The sequence below is a fragment of the Actinobacillus suis ATCC 33415 genome (assembly GCF_000739435.1).
In the GTDB taxonomy this organism is placed as follows: domain Bacteria; phylum Pseudomonadota; class Gammaproteobacteria; order Enterobacterales; family Pasteurellaceae; genus Actinobacillus; species Actinobacillus suis.
Window position 1 is genome coordinate 707,414 of record NZ_CP009159.1, and the last position, 17,514, is coordinate 724,927.

The 17,514-nt window shown below is 40.6% G+C and carries 15 protein-coding genes and 1 riboswitch; of the genes, 8 read left to right on the plus strand and 7 right to left on the minus strand.

Going from position 1 to position 17,514, the window contains the following annotated elements; genetic code table 11:
- Positions 1-142: 142 nt before the first annotated feature.
- The 7 genes from ppx to argA all read left to right on the plus strand — a co-directional run bounded on the left by ppx (position 143) and on the right by argA (position 8,508).
- Positions 143-1,666, plus strand: a complete 1,524-nt coding sequence (ppx, locus tag ASU1_RS03335) for an exopolyphosphatase (protein ID WP_014991446.1) — start codon at positions 143-145, stop codon at positions 1,664-1,666.
- A gap of 198 nt (positions 1,667-1,864) precedes the next feature.
- Positions 1,865-2,332, plus strand: coding sequence for an N-acetylneuraminate anomerase (nanQ, locus tag ASU1_RS03340; RefSeq protein ID WP_014991447.1), 468 nt, complete (start codon positions 1,865-1,867; stop codon positions 2,330-2,332).
- 9 nt (positions 2,333-2,341) lie between these two features.
- The gene (locus ASU1_RS03345; protein WP_014991448.1) at positions 2,342-3,214 is read left to right on the plus strand and encodes a MurR/RpiR family transcriptional regulator; all 873 of its coding nucleotides are present in this window, start codon (positions 2,342-2,344) and stop codon (positions 3,212-3,214) included.
- A 146-nt stretch (positions 3,215-3,360) separates the two neighbouring features.
- Complete coding sequence (gene serC / locus ASU1_RS03350; protein WP_014991449.1) at positions 3,361-4,449, plus strand: 3-phosphoserine/phosphohydroxythreonine transaminase; 1,089 nt, start codon at positions 3,361-3,363, stop codon at positions 4,447-4,449.
- A gap of 190 nt (positions 4,450-4,639) precedes the next feature.
- Entirely contained in the window at positions 4,640-5,734 is a 1,095-nt protein-coding gene (gene hisC / locus ASU1_RS03355) for a histidinol-phosphate transaminase (RefSeq protein WP_014991450.1), read from the plus strand.
- 15 nt (positions 5,735-5,749) lie between these two features.
- Positions 5,750-7,048, plus strand: coding sequence for a 3-phosphoshikimate 1-carboxyvinyltransferase (gene aroA, locus ASU1_RS03360; RefSeq protein ID WP_014991451.1), 1,299 nt, complete (start codon positions 5,750-5,752; stop codon positions 7,046-7,048).
- A 146-nt stretch (positions 7,049-7,194) separates the two neighbouring features.
- Positions 7,195-8,508 (plus strand): amino-acid N-acetyltransferase, encoded by a 1,314-nt coding sequence (gene argA, locus ASU1_RS03365; RefSeq protein WP_014991452.1) that lies wholly within the window; start codon positions 7,195-7,197, stop codon positions 8,506-8,508.
- Between the two features lie 154 nt (positions 8,509-8,662).
- On the opposite strand, the gene ASU1_RS03370 is transcribed toward argA, so the two are convergent.
- The gene (locus ASU1_RS03370; protein WP_014991453.1) at positions 8,663-9,559 is read right to left on the minus strand and encodes a LysR family transcriptional regulator; all 897 of its coding nucleotides are present in this window, start codon (positions 9,557-9,559) and stop codon (positions 8,663-8,665) included.
- A 141-nt stretch (positions 9,560-9,700) separates the two neighbouring features.
- On the opposite strand from ASU1_RS03370, the gene topA reads away from it, so the two are divergent.
- Positions 9,701-12,310 carry a type I DNA topoisomerase gene (gene topA / locus ASU1_RS03375; RefSeq protein ID WP_014991454.1) on the plus strand — a complete coding sequence of 870 codons (2,610 nt, stop codon included), beginning with the start codon at positions 9,701-9,703 and terminating at the stop codon, positions 12,308-12,310.
- Positions 12,311-12,374: 64 nt separating this feature from the next.
- On the opposite strand, the gene ASU1_RS03380 is transcribed toward topA, so the two are convergent.
- The 6 genes from ASU1_RS03380 to moaA all read right to left on the minus strand — a co-directional run bounded on the left by ASU1_RS03380 (position 12,375) and on the right by moaA (position 17,209).
- Positions 12,375-14,177 (minus strand): tRNA(Met) cytidine acetyltransferase TmcA domain-containing protein, encoded by a 1,803-nt coding sequence (locus ASU1_RS03380; RefSeq protein WP_039195005.1) that lies wholly within the window; start codon positions 14,175-14,177, stop codon positions 12,375-12,377.
- Positions 14,177-14,668 carry an rRNA maturation RNase YbeY gene (ybeY, locus tag ASU1_RS03385; RefSeq protein WP_014991456.1) on the minus strand — a complete coding sequence of 164 codons (492 nt, stop codon included), beginning with the start codon at positions 14,666-14,668 and terminating at the stop codon, positions 14,177-14,179. The genes ASU1_RS03380 and ybeY overlap by 1 nt, the downstream gene beginning before the upstream one ends.
- 80 nt (positions 14,669-14,748) lie before the next feature.
- Positions 14,749-15,204 carry a molybdopterin synthase catalytic subunit MoaE gene (moaE, locus tag ASU1_RS03390; RefSeq protein ID WP_014991457.1) on the minus strand — a complete coding sequence of 152 codons (456 nt, stop codon included), beginning with the start codon at positions 15,202-15,204 and terminating at the stop codon, positions 14,749-14,751.
- Positions 15,205-15,450 (minus strand): molybdopterin synthase sulfur carrier subunit, encoded by a 246-nt coding sequence (gene moaD, locus ASU1_RS03395; protein ID WP_014991458.1) that lies wholly within the window; start codon positions 15,448-15,450, stop codon positions 15,205-15,207.
- 21 nt (positions 15,451-15,471) lie between these two features.
- Positions 15,472-15,948, minus strand: coding sequence for a cyclic pyranopterin monophosphate synthase MoaC (gene moaC, locus ASU1_RS03400; RefSeq protein WP_014991459.1), 477 nt, complete (start codon positions 15,946-15,948; stop codon positions 15,472-15,474).
- A 238-nt stretch (positions 15,949-16,186) separates the two neighbouring features.
- The gene (gene moaA, locus ASU1_RS03405; RefSeq protein WP_014991460.1) at positions 16,187-17,209 is read right to left on the minus strand and encodes a GTP 3',8-cyclase MoaA; all 1,023 of its coding nucleotides are present in this window, start codon (positions 17,207-17,209) and stop codon (positions 16,187-16,189) included.
- Positions 17,198-17,392, minus strand: a riboswitch (molybdenum cofactor riboswitch). (Overlaps the previous gene by 12 nt.)
- Between the last annotated feature and the right edge of the window lie 122 nt (positions 17,393-17,514).

Consider the following 17,514-nt stretch of genomic DNA (forward strand, 5'->3'; position numbering starts at 1 on the left):
TTCGTCAAAATGTTTCTCAAGGGTTTGTTTATTTGCATAAATAAACATCAAAATTTTTAAAATAATGAAGAATTTGTCGATAGATTTGTATTAAAAGTGATAATATCTTGATATTTATTCGCTCGGTTTATAAGGATATTTTATGTCATCTTCAATGCAATCGCCAGTAAAACAGTCTGCGCCTAGAGAATTTGCCGCTATTGATTTGGGCTCGAACAGCTTTCATATGATTGTTGCGCGCATTGTAAATGGCTCGATCCAAATACTTTCTCGTTTGAAACGTCGAGTACGCTTGGCGGACGGTTTAGATGAACACCGAATCTTGAGCCAAGAGGCTATTACGAGAGGCGTGGAATGTTTAGCGTTATTTGCCGACCGTTTACAAGGTTTTTCGGCGGAAAATGTGAAAGTGGTCGGAACTTATACTTTGCGTCGAGCGATCAATAACGATGAGTTTTTAAAACAAGCAGCGCAAGTGTTTCCTTACCCGATTCAAATTATTTCCGGACAAGAAGAAGCTCGTTTGATCTATTCCGGTGTGAGCCATACTCAGCCGGAAAAAGGTCGAAAACTAGTGGTTGATATTGGCGGCGGCTCAACGGAAATGACGATCGGTGATGATTTCACGCCATTAAGAGCAGAGAGCCGTCATATGGGCTGTGTGAGCTTTGCAAATCGTTTCTTCCCTCGTGGTGAACTGACGATTGAGCGATTTGATAATGCTTACCAAACGGCAATGGAAAAAATTGAGGATCTTGCTTGGGAATACCGTCAGTTAGGTTGGCAAAATGTATTGGGATCTTCGGGAACGATTAAAACCGTGCAAAAAGTGTTGATTGCCAACGGGTATCGAGACGGGTTGATTACGGAAGAACGTTTACAGAATTTAATTGATATTTGCTTGCAATTTAATTCCTTAAACGAGATTCAGTTAAAAGGTTTAATTGAAGAGCGAGCGGATGTGCTGATCCCTGGCTTGGCGATTTTATTAGCGCTATTTCATACCTTTAGAATTGAATCGATGCGTTATTCAAACGGGGCGATTCGTGAAGGTGTTATGTATGGCTTAGAAAAGAGCTTCCAAGTCGGGGATATTCGCCAAAGAACGGCAGAAGCACTAGCAGAGCAATTTAATATTGATCAGCAACAAGCCAATAGAGTGGAAAACACAGCACTGATGCTATTTGAACAGGTGAAAATTTGGCGCAATCGCCGCCAAATCCCTGAGCTACGTAGTATGTTAAAGTGGGCGAGCTTACTACATGAGATCGGTATTGTGATTAATCACAATAGTGTGCATCGCCATTCCGCTTACATTATTGCGCATAGCGATTTGCCGGGTTTTGATTCCGAGCAACAGAATTTATTGGCGATGCTGATGCGTTTTCATTTGAAGAGCTTCAAACGGAGTGAAATTCGCAGTACTAACCGTTATCAGCATCGCGATATTATGACATTATTGCGTTTATTTCGTTTAGCGGTATTGCTAAATCGTCCTCGACAAGCGACGGTTGAGCCGAAATCGGTAAAATTAACCGTAACAAATAATGAATGGTTATTGCAGTTTGAATCCGGCTTTTTAAGACAAAATCCATTGATTTTGGCGGAACTGGAAGAAGAGCAAAAATGTTTGGTTCAGCTTGATTTAACATTAAAAATGGAATAAGTAGCATTGTGAAGGCACAGCCTAATTGGTCTGTGCCTTCAGCTTTATAAAATTTGATCTAGTTCTCATTTTCTTATTTTCCCGCTTGTTATTTAGCGGATAAATCTTTACGCTATACATACTGGAGTATATCTTCATTTATGGAGTGGCTGTTGAACCAAAACAGCATTGATAAATTTATTATTGTAAGGGAGCGATATGTTATTAGGTGATTTATCTCGAGCGGACTACGCTAAATCATTACCGCCCGTATTTGTGCGTTTATGCGAAAAATTGAAGACATTGGATTTGGTTAATCTTCCGTTAGGTTGGCAAGATCTTGAAGAGGGCGTTCGCATGAACGTGATGGAATTTGAAACCAGTCCGGCTGAAGAAAAGAAAGCGGAAATGCATCGCAAATTTATCGATATTCAATTATTAATTTCAGGCGAAGAAATGATTGAGTATGGCTTAGGCGAGCCTAATTTAGCGAAATTCGATGAGTATCGTGAAGAAGACGATTATCAGTTAACGGATGCGATTGAGCATAAAAATGAGCTGGTATTACAGCCAAATATGTTTGCTATCTTTTTACCTTATGAACCGCATAAACCGGGCAATGCAGTAAACGGTCAAAATAAATTATTGAAAAAATTAGTTGTTAAAGTCCCTGTCAGTTATTTGTAGGAGGCAGTTATGTCTGCTCGAGGAAAAATATTAGATACTATCGGCGCATTACAAACCAGTTTAACCAAAACAGAGAAGAAAATTGCCTCGGCGATTTTGGCTCAACCGGAGATCCTCAGTCAGAACTCATTATCTGAAGTAGCGAAACAACTTGATGTCGGTGAAGCGACATTTATCCGATTTTGTCGTACTTTAGGTTTTAAAGGCTATACCGATTTTAAATTGGATTTAGCGATTGAATTGGCGACCCAAGAAAAGCAAAGTAACTCAATTTTTGATACGGATGTGTCGGAAACCGATACACCGAAAGAAATTGCAATTAAATTACAAAGCAGTTTGAATAACGTGATTGCTGAAACAATCAATTTGCTCGATTTTCAAGAATTAGAAAATGTGGTGAAAGAATTGCAAAAAGCGCAGCGTATTTTCTTATTCGGTGTAGGTTCTTCGGGGTTAACCGCAGAAGACGCAAAACATAAATTGATGCGTATCGGCTTACAGACCGATGCGGTAACCAATAACCACTTTATGTATATGCAAGCGTCATTATTGCGTGAAGGCGATGTGGTGATCGGGATCAGCCATTCAGGTTATTCAGATGAGGTAATTAGCTCGTTGCGTATTGCACGTAAAAATAATGCGAAGACCGTGGCGATTACTCACCATATTCGTTCACCCGTCACCAATGTTGCTGATTATGTATTGATTAACGGCAATCGCCAAGGACATATGCAGGGCGATTCTATCGGCACTAAAATGTCACAATTGTTCGTGTTAGATCTTATTTACGCTTTATTAGTTAAAGCGGAGCCGGAAAAATCAATTCAACAAAAACAAAAAACGTTGGATGTGATTTTAGAACAACGTGTTCACGGCCGATAATTTTTGTTTTACAAGCGGTTAAATTTGCAGAATTTTTTACAAATTTAACCGCTTTATTTTTTTATCTAAAAAAGTGCTTTCAAAATGACGAATGTTTTCGCTAGAATGATCGAATCCGTTTTAAAGAAACATAAGAGGCAAACACAATGACACAAGTTTATAATTTCAGTGCAGGTCCGGCAATGATGCCAAAAACCGTTTTAGAACAAGCGCAACAAGAACTATTAAATTGGCAAAACCAAGGTACTTCGGTGATGGAAGTTAGCCATCGCGGTAAGTTCTTTATGGAATTAGCGGCCCAGTCTGAACAAGATTTTCGTGAGGTTTACCATATTCCGGAAAACTACAAAATCTTGTTTTTGCAAGGCGGTGCTCGTGGACAATTTGCTGCAGTACCAATGAACTTAATTGGTGCAAAGGGTAAAGCTCTTTATTTAAATAGCGGTCATTGGTCGGGGATGGCGGCAAAAGAAGCGCGTAATTTCTGTGAAATCGATGAAATTAATATCGTTGAAAAAGATCAAAATGGCGTGATTGCGGTAACCCGTACCGATTTTAGTGATATTGCCGAACAGTATGATTATGTTCATTATTGCACAAATGAAACGATAACCGGTGTGCAAATTAAACAGATCCCAAATGTGGGCAATGCGGTATTGGTCGCAGATATGTCGTCTGATATTCTTTCGACTCAAATTGATATCAGCAAATTCGGCTTAATTTACGCAGGTGCGCAAAAAAATCTAGGGCCGGCAGGTATTACGATTGTGATTGTGCGTGAAGATTTGATTGGTAAAGCTCGCACGGCAACCCCTTCGATTTGGAACTATGAAACACAAGTGAATGCTGATTCGATGATCAACACACCACCTACATTCGCTTGGTATTTATGTTCATTGGTATTTAAGCATTTAATCAAAGAGGGCGGTTTGGCGGCGGTTGAAAAACGTAATACAGCGAAAGCGGAATTACTTTATAATTACTTGAATAACAGCACGTTCTATCGCAATTATATTGCGGAAGCAAATCGTTCGGTAATGAATGTGACATTTACCACTGATGATGATGAGTTAAATGCAAAATTTGTAGCAGAAGCGACCGCTTGTGGGCTACACGCCTTAAAAGGACACAAAGTATTAGGCGGTATGCGTGCGTCAATTTATAATGCAATGCCGATTGAAGGTGTAGAAGCATTAATCCAATTTATGGATAAATTTGCACAAGAAAATGCATAATCTTTAAAAATTACTGAGGCTATCCGGTGGGATAGCCTTTTTTATATGGATATGATTTTACGCCAGCTAGTTGAATAATTAATCGTGTATTAATATCTTGCCAGTTGTAACGTATTTTTTACTGGTAAAGATTAAAATTCTTTAATACAATCCATCAATAACGAATAAAAAGAATTTTACAGAGGTAAAAATGCAATTTATCAACATCGCCAATCAGGGCGTGAAATCCCTTTCTCCTTACCAAGCGGGTAAACCGATTGAAGAATTAGAACGTGAGCTTGGTATCAGCAATATTATTAAACTGGCTTCTAATGAAAATCCGTTCGGTTTCCCTGAAAGTGCAAAACAAGCGATTATTAATCAATTAAATGATCTCACTCGTTATCCGGATGCAAACGGCTTTGAATTAAAAGCAGCTATTTCAAAAAAATTTGGCGTACAAGCGAATCAAATTACCTTAGGTAACGGTTCAAATGATTTATTGGAATTATTTGCCCATACCTTTGCCGGCGAACAAGATGAAATTATTTATTCTCAATACGCATTCATCGTTTATCCGTTAGTGACTAAAGCGGTTAATGCGGTGGCACGTGAAATTCCGGCGAAAAACTGGGGGCATGATCTAGATGCGTTTCTTGCTGCAATCAATGAAAAAACAAAACTAATTTTTATTGCCAATCCGAATAATCCGACCGGCAATTTCTTAACCGAAGCGGAAATTGATGCTTTCTTAGCGAAAGTACCGGCAAATGTGTTGGTAGTTCTCGATGAAGCCTATACTGAATTTACAGACGCTTGCGAGCGTGTCGATTCATTCGGCTTATTGGCAAAATATCCGAATTTAATTGTGTCTCGCTCACTTTCAAAAGCTTATGGACTTGCCGGACTACGTATCGGTTATGCCGTATCTAACGCTGAAATTGCCGATTTACTAAATCGTGTGCGCCAACCGTTTAACTGTAACAGCCTTGCATTGGCTTCTGCAATTGCGGTGATGAATGACGATACTTTTGTGGAAAAAGTCGCAGAAAATAATCGCCAAGAAATGCAACGTTATGAAGCATTCTGCCAAGCACAAGGTTTGGATTATATTCCGTCCAAAGGTAACTTTATTACGATTGATTTCAAACGTCCTGCTGCACCGATTTATGAAGCCTTATTACGTGAAGGTGTGATTGTTCGTCCGATTGCAGGTTACGGTATGCCGAATCATTTACGTATCAGTATCGGTTTACCGCAAGAAAATGACCGATTGTTTGCCGCATTAGTAAAAGTATTAGGCTAATTTAAGAGAATACAGATGGAAAAAATTACATTAGCACCGATCAGCCGTGTTGAAGGCGAGATTAATTTACCTGGTTCAAAAAGCCTTTCGAATCGAGCGTTATTATTAGCTGCTTTAGCGAAAGGCACGACTAAAGTTACCAATTTATTAGACAGTGATGATATTCGTCATATGCTGAATGCATTAAAAGCATTAGGCGTGAATTATTCATTATCGGAAGATAAGACCGTTTGTACTGTTGAAGGAATTGGCGGCGCATTTAATTGGCAAAATGGGTTATCGTTATTTTTAGGTAACGCAGGTACGGCAATGCGCCCGTTAACCGCTGCATTATGTTTAAAAGGCGCAACCGAAGCAGAAGTTATTCTAACCGGCGAACCTCGTATGAAAGAACGCCCGATCAAACACTTGGTTGATGCCCTTCGCCAAGCGGGTGCAAGCGTTCAATATTTGGAAAATGAAGGTTATCCGCCGGTAGCGATCCGAAACAGTGGCTTAAAAGGCGGAAAAGTACAAATTGACGGTTCAATTTCCAGCCAATTTTTAACCGCTTTACTGATGGCAGCACCACTTGCTGAAGGCGATATGGAAATTGAAATTATCGGTGAACTGGTATCAAAACCTTATATTGATATTACCTTAGCGATGATGAAAGATTTTGGGGTAAATGTTGAGAACCAAAATTATCAGACCTTTGTGGTAAAAGGTAACCAAAGCTACATTTCTCCGGAGAAATATTTGGTGGAAGGTGACGCATCATCTGCTTCTTATTTCTTAGCGGCCGGTGCGATTAAGGGGAAAGTGAAGGTAACCGGTATTGGTAAAAATTCGATCCAAGGTGACCGCTTGTTTGCCAATGTGCTAGAAGCAATGGGGGCTAAAATCACTTGGGGTGACGATTTTATCCAAGCAGAGCAAGGCGAGCTTAAAGGTGTGGATATGGATATGAACCATATTCCGGATGCAGCGATGACGATTGCGACCACCGCATTATTTGCCGAAGGGGAAACGGTGATTCGCAATATTTATAACTGGCGTGTCAAAGAAACCGATCGTTTAGCTGCGATGGCAACCGAATTGCGTAAAGTCGGTGCAACCGTTGAAGAAGGCGAAGATTTTATTCGTATTCAGCCTTTACCACTCACGCAATTCCAACATGCTGAAATTGCAACCTATAATGATCACCGTATGGCGATGTGTTTCTCATTGATTGCATTGTCTGATACACCAGTGACAATTTTAGATCCGAAATGCACGGCAAAAACGTTTCCGACCTATTTCAATGAATTTGAGAAGTTGTCGGAAAGAACATAAAAAGCGATAATAAGCGGTTAAATTTGTAAAAAAATTTGCAAATCTAACCGCTTTTTTATGCGCGGTTACAAATTTTAATTCAATTAAATTGCATAAATATTCATTTTGATATACATTTGTCAGAAACAAAAAATAATGAGGAAGTTATGCGTAACACAGAATTAGTCCAGTGGTTTAGACAATCCGCGCCTTACGTAAATATGCACAGAGAGAAAACCTTTGTGATTATGTTAGACGGTAATGCGATTGCTCATCCGAATTTTATTAATATTACCAACGATATTGGATTGCTCCATAGTTTAGGCATTAAACTGGTCATCGTGTTTGGTGCTCGTTGCCAAATTGATGAATTACTGGCAAAAAATCAGATGAGTTCCGCTTATCATAATAATATTCGTATAACCGATAGCAAAACATTAGAAGTGGTGAAGCAAGCGGTTGGCGGATTGCATTATGATATTTTTTCTCGTTTGTCGCTGCGTTTACCGAATTCACCGGTATTGAATGTAGTGAGTAGTAATGCAGTATTGGCGCAGCCGCTTGGTGTGATTGATGGTGTAGATTACGGTTTAAGCGGTAAAATTCGCCGTATTAATATTGAAGGAATTCAGCAGCAACTGGCACAGGATTCGATTGTGGTTATTGGCCCAATTGCACCTTCTGTTACCGGTGAAATGTTTAATTTGCCTTTCGAAGAGATTGCAACGCAAATTGCGATTAAATTAAAAGCAGATAAATTAATCGGTTTCTGTGATCAGCAAGGGATCTTGGATCAAAACGGAAAAGTACTATCGGATTTACACCCTCGTGAAGCTAAACGTTACTTAACGCAATTTATTGAATCCGGACAATATCACAATTCTGCCGCTCGCTTTTTACAAGCAGCCATTGAAGCTTGCCATGCCGGCATTAAACGTTCGCATTTGCTGAGTTATAAAGAAGACGGCTCATTACTTCAAGAGTTGTTCTCTCGTGACGGTATCGGGACACAGTTGTCGGAAGAGAGTTCAGAAAATATTCGTTTGGCTACTTCGTTTGATATTCCCGGTTTGTTAAATCTGATTCGTCCGCTTGAAGAACAAGGGATTTTGGTTAAGCGTTCTCGCGAACAGCTGGAAATGGAGATCAGTAACTATACGATTATTGAGCGTGACGGTATTGTGATTGCTTGTGCGGCACTGAATCATTATCCGGAAGAAAAAATGGCGGAAATGGCTTGCGTGGCAGTACACCCCGATTATCGAGATTCATCACGAGGTGATGTGTTATTAGAAGCGATTAAACGTAGAGCCTATAAATTACAGGTCGAGAAATTATTTGTCTTAACCACTCGCACAACACAGTGGTTCCAAGAGCGAGGCTTTGTGGTATCCGGTACGGAAGATTTGCCGAAAGAGAAACGAGAACATTACAATTACCAAAGAATGTCAAAGATTTTGATTTTAGAGCTTAACCAATAGCGGTTGAATCTATCACCAATATAATGAAGGTGCGAGAGTTCTTCTCGTGCCATTTTATCTCCTCAAAAATGGCAAAGGTACGAGTAAAGGCACTTGTGCCGGCTGGTGTAGATAGCATCAATTTTGCAAAATATTGTATAAATTTGACCGCTTGTTACTTCGTTAAATATTGCTGTCTTTCTTGCATAAGTTTACTCAAAAACTCAATCAATACTTTTACCTTAGGTGATAAATAGCGTCGATGTGGATATAAGATACTGATATCAATGGAATGCTGTTTATATTGTGGTAAAACTTCCACCAAGTTACCGGCAGTCAGATCATCTTTGGCTAAAAAGAGCGGTAAATTGATAATACCTTGTCCGGCTTTTGCCATCTGTAAGAGTGCATAGCCGTTATTTGAGAGGATATGTGGTGTCGGTTTAAATTTTATTTTTTGATCATTATCGACAAATAACCACTGTTGGTGGTTTTCATAAAGTAAGCAAGAGTGCTGAGCTAATTGCTCAAGTGTTTCTGGTGTACCGTGTTTATCTAAATATTCCGGCGATGCAAGTAGCATAAGTTCTGATTGTGCAATACGTTTTGCTACAATTGAACTATCTTCAAGCGAACCAATTCTTAATACTAGGTCATAGCCTTCCGCAACCACATCAACACGGCGATCACTAAATTCAATATTAAGCTGAATATTGGGATAAGTAGCTATAAATTGACCTAAATAAGGCGCAACAAAGCGCGAACCGAAGTCCATCGGTAGGGAAATTGTGATTTTCCCTTGTAATGTAGAGGTAATATTGCTTACACTATTCTCCGCATCTTTTAATTCGTTAAGGATAGGTAGACAACGCTGGTAATAAAGTAATCCGGCTTCTGTTGGAGTGATCTTACGAGTTGTACGATGAAGTAATCTGACATTAAGATGCTCCTCAAGCTGAGCAATAAGCTTGCTTGCCATTGCCAACGAAATTTGTTCAAGCTGAGCGGCTTGAGTGAAACTTTGTGTTTCTATCACTCGGCAGAAAAGATTAATTGCGTTGAGTTTGTCCATAATTTCTTTCTCTAGATATTGTTTTTTACTATCAGGCTTGCTATTGTCAGCATATTTTGGGTCAATTAGTATCAAATATCAACTAGAAAGAAATAAACTATAATATATTTCTTTAATTATTTACATTTTAGGTAGTTATTAATGGGAAAATCATTGGTTATTGTGGAGTCACCGGCGAAAGCTAAGACAATCAATAAATATTTAGGTAGCGATTATGTGGTTAAATCGAGTGTCGGTCATATTCGTGATTTACCTAAAAGCGGTAGTGAAAGTGAAAAAAATGAGAAAGCCAAACCGATTTCCACCAAAGGCATGACTGCTGAACAAAAAGCAAAATTAAAAGCAGAAAAAGATCGTGCCGCATTAGTCAAACGTATGGGCATCGATCCTTACCATGATTGGAAAGCGAATTACCAAGTGCTTCCAGATAAAGAAAAAGTTGTTTCCGAATTAAAATCCTTAGCTAAAAAAGCAGATCATATTTATCTCGCAACCGACTTGGATAGAGAAGGGGAAGCAATTGCTTGGCATTTACGAGAAGTTATCGGTGGTGATGACGATCGTTTTAGCCGAGTGGTGTTCAATGAAATTACCAAAAATGCTATTCAAAAAGCATTTGAAAAGCCGGATCATTTAAATTTAGACCGTGTAAATGCCCAACAAACACGCCGCTTTTTAGACCGTGTGGTCGGCTTTATGGTATCGCCTTTGCTTTGGAAAAAAGTCGCACGAGGCTTATCTGCAGGGCGTGTACAGTCAGTTGCGGTTAAACTTTTAGTTGAGCGTGAGCGAGAAATTAAAGCGTTCCAACCGGAAGAATATTGGGAAATTTTAGCCAATACATTAACGGCTAAAGGAAAATTACCACTTGATTTAACTGGCTATAAAGGTAAAAAATTCTCGGCGAAAAATCAAAAACAAGCGGATGAAGCGGTAAAAGCGTTACGAGGTAGCGAATTTGTTGTTTCAGAGATTGATAAAAAACCAACTTCATCAAAAGCGAGCCCACCATTTATTACTTCAACATTGCAACAAACGGCAAGCACCCGTTTGGGCTTTGGCGTGAAGAAAACCATGATGTTAGCGCAACGTTTATATGAAGCGGGTTATATTACCTATATGCGTACCGACTCAACCAATTTAAGTCAAGACGCATTAGCGATGGCGCGTGGTTATATTGAAGAACAATTCGGCAGTGAGTATTTACCGGCTAAACCGAATTTCTATTCAAGTAAAGAAGGTGCACAAGAAGCGCACGAAGCGATTCGTCCGTCAGACGTGAATGTAAAAATGTCTGATTTAAAAGGTATGGAAAAAGATGCCGAGCGTCTTTATGAGCTTATTTGGCGTCGTTTCTTAGCTTGCCAGATGACACCGGCTCGTTATGATTCAACCAGCCTTACTGTTACGGCAGGTGACTATGAATTAAAAGCGAAAGGACGTGTATTGCGTTTTGACGGTTGGACGAAAGCATTACCAGTACAAGGCAAAACCGCTGAAGATCAAGTGTTACCGGAGGTCGCACTCAATGAAAAATTAATGTTAGAAGATGTGCTACCTAGCCAGCACTTTACTAAACCGCCGGCACGTTTCTCTGAAGCCGCTTTGGTTAAAGAATTGGAAAAACGTGGTATCGGTCGCCCGTCTACTTACGCAGCAATTATTTCAACCATTCAAGAGCGTGGCTATGTGCGTATTGAAAATCGCCGTTTCTATGCGGAAAAAATGGGTGAAATTGTTACCGACCGTTTAGACGAATCCTTTAGCGATCTAATGAATTACGACTTTACCGCCAATATGGAAGAAACACTCGACCAAATTGCGGAAGGTAATAAAAACTGGAAAGAAGCGCTTAATAATTTCTTCAAAGATTTCTCTGAGCAGCTGACTAAAGCCGAATTAGATGAGCTGGAAGGTGGGATGAAGCCGAATAGTCTTGTGCCAACGGAAATTGATTGTCCGACTTGTGCAAGAAAAATGGCAATTCGTACCGCTTCTACCGGTGTATTCTTAGGCTGTACCGGTTATGCGTTACCGCCGAAAGAGCGTTGCAAAACCACAATGAATCTGATTCCGGAAGCGGAATTACTCAATGTGTTAGATGAAGAATCGGAAGCAAAAGCTTTATTAGCACGTAAGCGTTGTCCGAAATGTGATTCGGCAATGGATAGCTATGTAATCGATCCGCAACGTAAATTACATATTTGTGGTAATAATCCGAATTGTGACGGCTATGTGTTAGAACAAGGTACATTCAAAATTAAAGGCTATGATGGCCCGATTGTTGAGTGTGATAAATGCGGTGCGGATATGCATCTCAAACTTGGTCGTTTCGGTAAATATATGGGTTGTACCGCTTGCGATAACACTCGTAAGATTCTGAAAAATGGTGAAGTGGCTCCGCCTCGTGAAGAGCCGACCCATTTCCCGGAACTCAAATGTGAGAAATCGGATGCGTATTTCGTATTACGTGACGGCGCAAGCGGTGTGTTTATGTCGGCACACAATTTCCCGAAATCACGAGAAACACGGGCGCCGAAAGTTGCCGAATTAGCACAATACCGTGATCGTTTACCGGAAAAATTACAATATCTTGTCGATGCACCTCAGCAAGATCCGGAAGGGAATGAAGCGATTATCCGCTTTAGCCGTAAAGAAAAACGTCAATATGTGACCTCTGAAAAAGACGGTAAAGCGACTAAATGGATCGTAGATTACGTGGACGGCAAATGGCTAGAACGTAAAAAATAATATCTCTTAAACAAAAAAACCACCGCTTATTGAGGTGGTTTTTTTTATATCAATTTACAACGAATTAGCGTACGTATCGCAAGTAGCTGGCAAGCAGGCTACGCAAGTTTTCCAACCATTCTTTTTTACCTTGAATACTCTCGAATTGTTGCCAGAGATTGGCTAACACGCCATGATTGCGAGGATCTTGCCAGTAAAGGCGTGTTAGGCTGACATAACTTGCTGCCAGCGAACGTTGCGCTAATGCAAACCCTTCTATATTACGCCAATCTTGTTCGTCCATTTGCAGCTGCACAAGCGGTCGAATTGGCAACATATTTTGCAATTCGGTATAAAACGGCTGTAATGCTAAATCTCTCTCAAATTGGGCGGTAGCTTGTTTTACAAATCGCTGGCCTTTGGCTGAAATCGGGTAGAGCATCATCGCACTGTGGTAGCCGCTACTGGCTTCTTTTGTCGGGGTAATTTGTACTAACTGAAAACCGCATTGTTGCCAAAAATGCAACAGAGGTTCCGAGAGCCCAAAGCTGACCGAAACATAATCTACAAGCGGTCGAGTTTGCTGAATTTTTTGCAAAATAAAGTCAGAAATTAACCGCTTGCCAATCCCTTGCTGTTGCAATTCAGGTTGTACCGCAATACGTGAGATGCGTACCGAACGTAGCTGACAGGCTTCGAGTAAGTTGCCTTGGAAGCAGAGATATTGTGCGACTAAATTACCTTGTGGGCGGCGTTCTCCCCGCCAAATGGCTTCAGCTAATTCAGGTTCCAAATCACCTTCAGGTACAGCCCAAATACCGCCGACTAAACGCTGATGTTCGGAGAAAGAATGTAGTAACTGATCTTGAGCATCAAATAATCGGCGTAAATCGCTAGGTGTGGTTTTGTAATGTGCTTCCGCCAGTAAATGATAAAATTCAGCATATTGATTGGTTTCGCTTGGTAGCGACATAATCAATAATTCATCAATAAATTGTTCCAACGGATCATTTTCATCCCAACGTAGCGGTTTAGTCAGTTGCCATTCTCGGTACGGCTTTGTGAGCTGTTGAGGGAGTTTCAGGCTGAAGCCTCGCCCAGTGCCTTCATAATTATGTGTGGTAGTGGTTAACACCACTTTATCGAAGTAAGCACAGAGTTGATGTAACATCGGCAGCGGCAAACTTGCCGCTTCATCAATAAATAACCAGCTATTTGCCGCAATTTGGTTAGATGCAATTTTTTGTAACAGGTGATCAGGGGCAAAAAAAGGAATATTCTGCGCAGCAGACTTCCAAAAACTAGGTAAGACCGAGTGGCTTCTTGCGGTAATCAGTACCGATTCTGTTTTAGCTAACTGCTGAGCTAATTTACCGGCGAGGGTAGATTTGCCTCGCCCACGAGGTGCGGTAATTAAATGAATAGCTGATGAATCAAGCGGTAATTTTTCAAAGATTTCTTGCTGTTGTTGCGTAAGATTTTCAGCCGCTTGGCATTGGGGAGGCTGCTTTGGCAAGCTAAAATCCGTTTCTTCCAATGTTTGGAATTGAAAGCCGAATTTTTGTACCAATGCCTTAACGTAGCGATAGAAATTCGGTGTAGCAATCACCTTACCACTATTCCAACGTTGCGAGTCAAAATCAGGCTGTTGTTCCAACGTATCCCAACTCGGGCAAATGAGATAGAGCGTGCCTTGTGCCTGAATCGTACCGGCAATAATCGCTAATGCGTCTAAGTTAAGACATACACCGCCTTCAGCGCGCATATCATAAATTGCATAGGGGTATTCTTGCCCCAAAAACTGTTTGGCTTGGGAGATATTGCCACTATGAATAACAATGCCCCCGTCAAGCGGAGGCATTTCAGCTAAAATCACCAGTTTACGCATTATTCTTCAATCACTTTTTCTGATATATACGGATCTTCAAAACCTAAACTTTGCATAATCTCGGTTTCTAAGCCTTCCATTTCTTCCGCTTCCGCATCTTCAATATGATCATAACCGAGTAAGTGTAGCGTGCCGTGAATTGCTAAATGTGCCCAGTGCGATTCTAAGGAAATTTGTTGCTCTTGCGCTTCTTTTTCCACTACTTGGCGGCAAATAATCAGATCACCTAATAACGGTAATTCAATGCCTTCCGGCACTTCAAACGGAAATGAAAGCACATTGGTTGGTTTGTCTTTACCACGATAAGTTAAATTTAACTCGTGGCTTTCCGCTTCGTCCACGATACGAATCGTGATTTCCGTTTCAGGGAAATCTTCGGTTTGTGCTTCGTGCGCTAACGCACGTTGCACCCATTGGGTAAATTGTTCTAAAGACGGAAGATCTTCACTGTTCTCTGCGGCAATTTGTAAATCAATAATTGGTGTTGTCATAAATTCTCAATATATAAAAAACGGAATGTTGTCAGATATTATAAACCTTCCGACACATTCCGTGAATCTAAGGGCGTGATTTATTGCCATTTATCCGCTTCAAGTTGGTCGCTTTCTCTGCCTTCTATCCAGCGATCGCCGTCTTGTGTGGTTTCACGTTTCCAAAACGGCGCACGGGTTTTAAGGTAATCCATGATAAATTCGTTAGCATGATAAGCATCGCTTCGGTGAGCGGAACTTACCCCAACCAACACAATTTCATCACCAGTATGAAGTTGCCCAATACGATGAATCACTGCCACACGTTGTAAATCCCAACGGCTACGTGCCTCATCTACAATTTCTTGGAGTGCTTTTTTGGTCATTGCAGGGTAATGTTCCAAATATAAACCGGATACATTATCGCCTAAATTCATTTCTCGTACTTTGCCGACAAAAAGCGTGGTTGCTCCCACGCTATGATGTTCGCTTAGCCAGTGGTAAATCGCATTTTGATCAAACGTTTCTTGTTGTACTTCGATTAACGTAGCGTGCATTTAGCCTCCTGTTACCGGTGGGAAGAATGCTACTTCATCGCCGTCTTTGATTGCACTTTCCAACGGTGAAATGTTTTGGTTAATTGCCACTAATAATTTGCCTTTTTCTAATGCTAATTGCCATTTTTTACCTTGCTGGCTTAAATGTTCACGTAGCTGTTCGGCGGTTTCAAACTCAGCAGGAACGGTTAAAGCATCAACGCCAACCAATTCGCGTACCTGTGCAAAAAATAAAACGTTAATCATATTTATCCCTAAATGTAATTCTTATTCCGCATTAAATTCGCCCGATTTACCGCCACTTTTGTGTAGCAAACGAACATTTTCAATCACCATATCTTTTTGTACCGCTTTACACATATCGTAAATCGTGAGTGCAGCAACACTGGCAGCGGTTAGCGCTTCCATTTCTACACCGGTTTTACCGGTGAGTTTGCATAGTGATTCGATGCGAACTTGATTGGTTTCCGGCAGAGCTTCAAGTTGCACTTCAACTTTTGATAGGAGAAGAGGATGGCAAAGCGGAATAAGTTCCCAGGTTCTTTTGGCCGCTTGAATACCTGCTATACGAGCAGTAGCAAATACATCACCTTTGTGATGGTTGCCGGAGATGATCATTTGTAATGTTTCGGCATTCATCGAAATGAATGCTTCGGCACGTGCAACACGGACAGTTTCTTGTTTCATTGAAACATCAACCATATTGGCTTCGCCGTTGGTGTTTATGTGAGTAAATTGAGTCATAAGAGTATCTTTTTAATTTTAAAGTATTTTGCAATAAATAAAGTAAAAATGACCGCTTGGGTTCCCTTCTGAACCGCCTGAGCGTGTTGCAATTTGTAGGAACATTTTTCTTGAGCCGTAGGCGAATCTAAAATGTTCCGTTAAGCAAATTTCAACTAAGTGAAGAACAGCAGTGAAGTAGGGTTGCCTTTCTTTTGGTTACTTTTCTTTGGCAACGCAAAGAAAAGTAACAGAGAAACTAGCCGCCGATTGAGGCGAGATTATTCCGAACGCCGCTATCGCCGATATGCAAATAATGATGTTCCCGTTTGCCTTGTAATGCGGCTTTTAAACGTGCTTCCAATTGCGCTTGTTGGGTATCTTCCGAGAGTAAATCTCGCAAATCGATGCCTTCCTCACCGAATAAGCAAAGGTGTAATTTACCAAGTGCCGAAACACGTAGGCGGTTGCAGCTGGCACAGAAGTTTTTCTCATACGGCATAATCAAACCGATTTCGCCCTGGTAATCAGGGTGCGAAAGCACCTTTGCCGGGCCGTCCGATAATGCTTTTGGCTGTAATTGCCAGCCTTCTTGTAATAAACGTTGCATTACTGACTGACCGGATAAATGTTGCGCTTTGAAAAAACTGTCCATTTCACCGGTTTCCATCAGCTCGATAAAACGCATTTGAATCGGTTTATCTTTAATCCAAGCGAGGAATTTATCTAATTCAGGGGCAGTGTATTGCTTCATTAACACCGCATTCACCTTGATTTTGCGATAGCCGATTTCAAATGCTCTATCAATGCCTTTTAGGACCGATTGTAGCTTGTTTTCACCGGTAATGAGTTGGAATTGGCGTGTATCAAGGCTATCTACACTCACGTTAATATCTGTAATGCCGGCTTGCTGCCATAAATCGATATCACGTTCCATACGATAACCGTTAGTGGTTAACGCCACTTTTTTTATGCCGTTCGTTTGCGAAATGGTATGAGCAATTTCTAAAAAGTCTTTACGTAAAGTCGGTTCACCACCGGTAATACGCACTTTTTCCGTGCCGAGATCGGCAAAAGCACGCACAATGCGCTGAATTTCAGATACGCTTAAAAATTGCTGCTTGTGTAAAGGCGGTTTATAGCCGTCCGGCAGACAATAATTACAGCGAAAATTGCAGACATCAGTCACGGATAAACGTAAATAAACATATTGTCGTTCAAAACGATCAATAAGCTGAGAAACATTATCCGCCCCAATGTTTTTAATTGGAATGGATTGCATTGGACACCTTTCTAAACACGAGAGGAACAACAATTTCTTGAAATTCCCTTGAATTAGCTACGTATAAGCTAATTACAGGCATTGCTACCATATTCTTACAGACAAGCGGTTAAATTTAGCAAAAAATTTGCAAAGCAGATCAGATAAGAAGTTAGGCTCACAAGCTCGGAGTCTGTTGATAAATATAAGTTATTGTAGAGGTCGGAGAGGTTTTTCGCAATAGTTAGAAAGTGGTATCGCATTCAGATGGCTAAATTTACATACAAAGCTGACAAAAATTGATTTGGCGCAAATTAATCATTTGG

Coding starts and splice junctions, on each gene's coding strand:
- ppx (WP_014991446.1), top strand. CDS start 143: ATGTCATCTTCAATGCAATCGCCAGTAAAACAGTCTGCGCCTAGAGAA.
- nanQ (WP_014991447.1), top strand. CDS start 1,865: ATGTTATTAGGTGATTTATCTCGAGCGGACTACGCTAAATCATTACCG.
- ASU1_RS03345 (WP_014991448.1), top strand. CDS start 2,342: ATGTCTGCTCGAGGAAAAATATTAGATACTATCGGCGCATTACAAACC.
- serC (WP_014991449.1), top strand. CDS start 3,361: ATGACACAAGTTTATAATTTCAGTGCAGGTCCGGCAATGATGCCAAAA.
- hisC (WP_014991450.1), top strand. CDS start 4,640: ATGCAATTTATCAACATCGCCAATCAGGGCGTGAAATCCCTTTCTCCT.
- aroA (WP_014991451.1), top strand. CDS start 5,750: ATGGAAAAAATTACATTAGCACCGATCAGCCGTGTTGAAGGCGAGATT.
- argA (WP_014991452.1), top strand. CDS start 7,195: ATGCGTAACACAGAATTAGTCCAGTGGTTTAGACAATCCGCGCCTTAC.
- ASU1_RS03370 (WP_014991453.1), bottom strand. CDS start 9,559: ATGGACAAACTCAACGCAATTAATCTTTTCTGCCGAGTGATAGAAACA.
- topA (WP_014991454.1), top strand. CDS start 9,701: ATGGGAAAATCATTGGTTATTGTGGAGTCACCGGCGAAAGCTAAGACA.
- ASU1_RS03380 (WP_039195005.1), bottom strand. CDS start 14,177: ATGCGTAAACTGGTGATTTTAGCTGAAATGCCTCCGCTTGACGGGGGC.
- ybeY (WP_014991456.1), bottom strand. CDS start 14,668: ATGACAACACCAATTATTGATTTACAAATTGCCGCAGAGAACAGTGAA.
- moaE (WP_014991457.1), bottom strand. CDS start 15,204: ATGCACGCTACGTTAATCGAAGTACAACAAGAAACGTTTGATCAAAAT.
- moaD (WP_014991458.1), bottom strand. CDS start 15,450: ATGATTAACGTTTTATTTTTTGCACAGGTACGCGAATTGGTTGGCGTT.
- moaC (WP_014991459.1), bottom strand. CDS start 15,948: ATGACTCAATTTACTCACATAAACACCAACGGCGAAGCCAATATGGTT.
- moaA (WP_014991460.1), bottom strand. CDS start 17,209: ATGCAATCCATTCCAATTAAAAACATTGGGGCGGATAATGTTTCTCAG.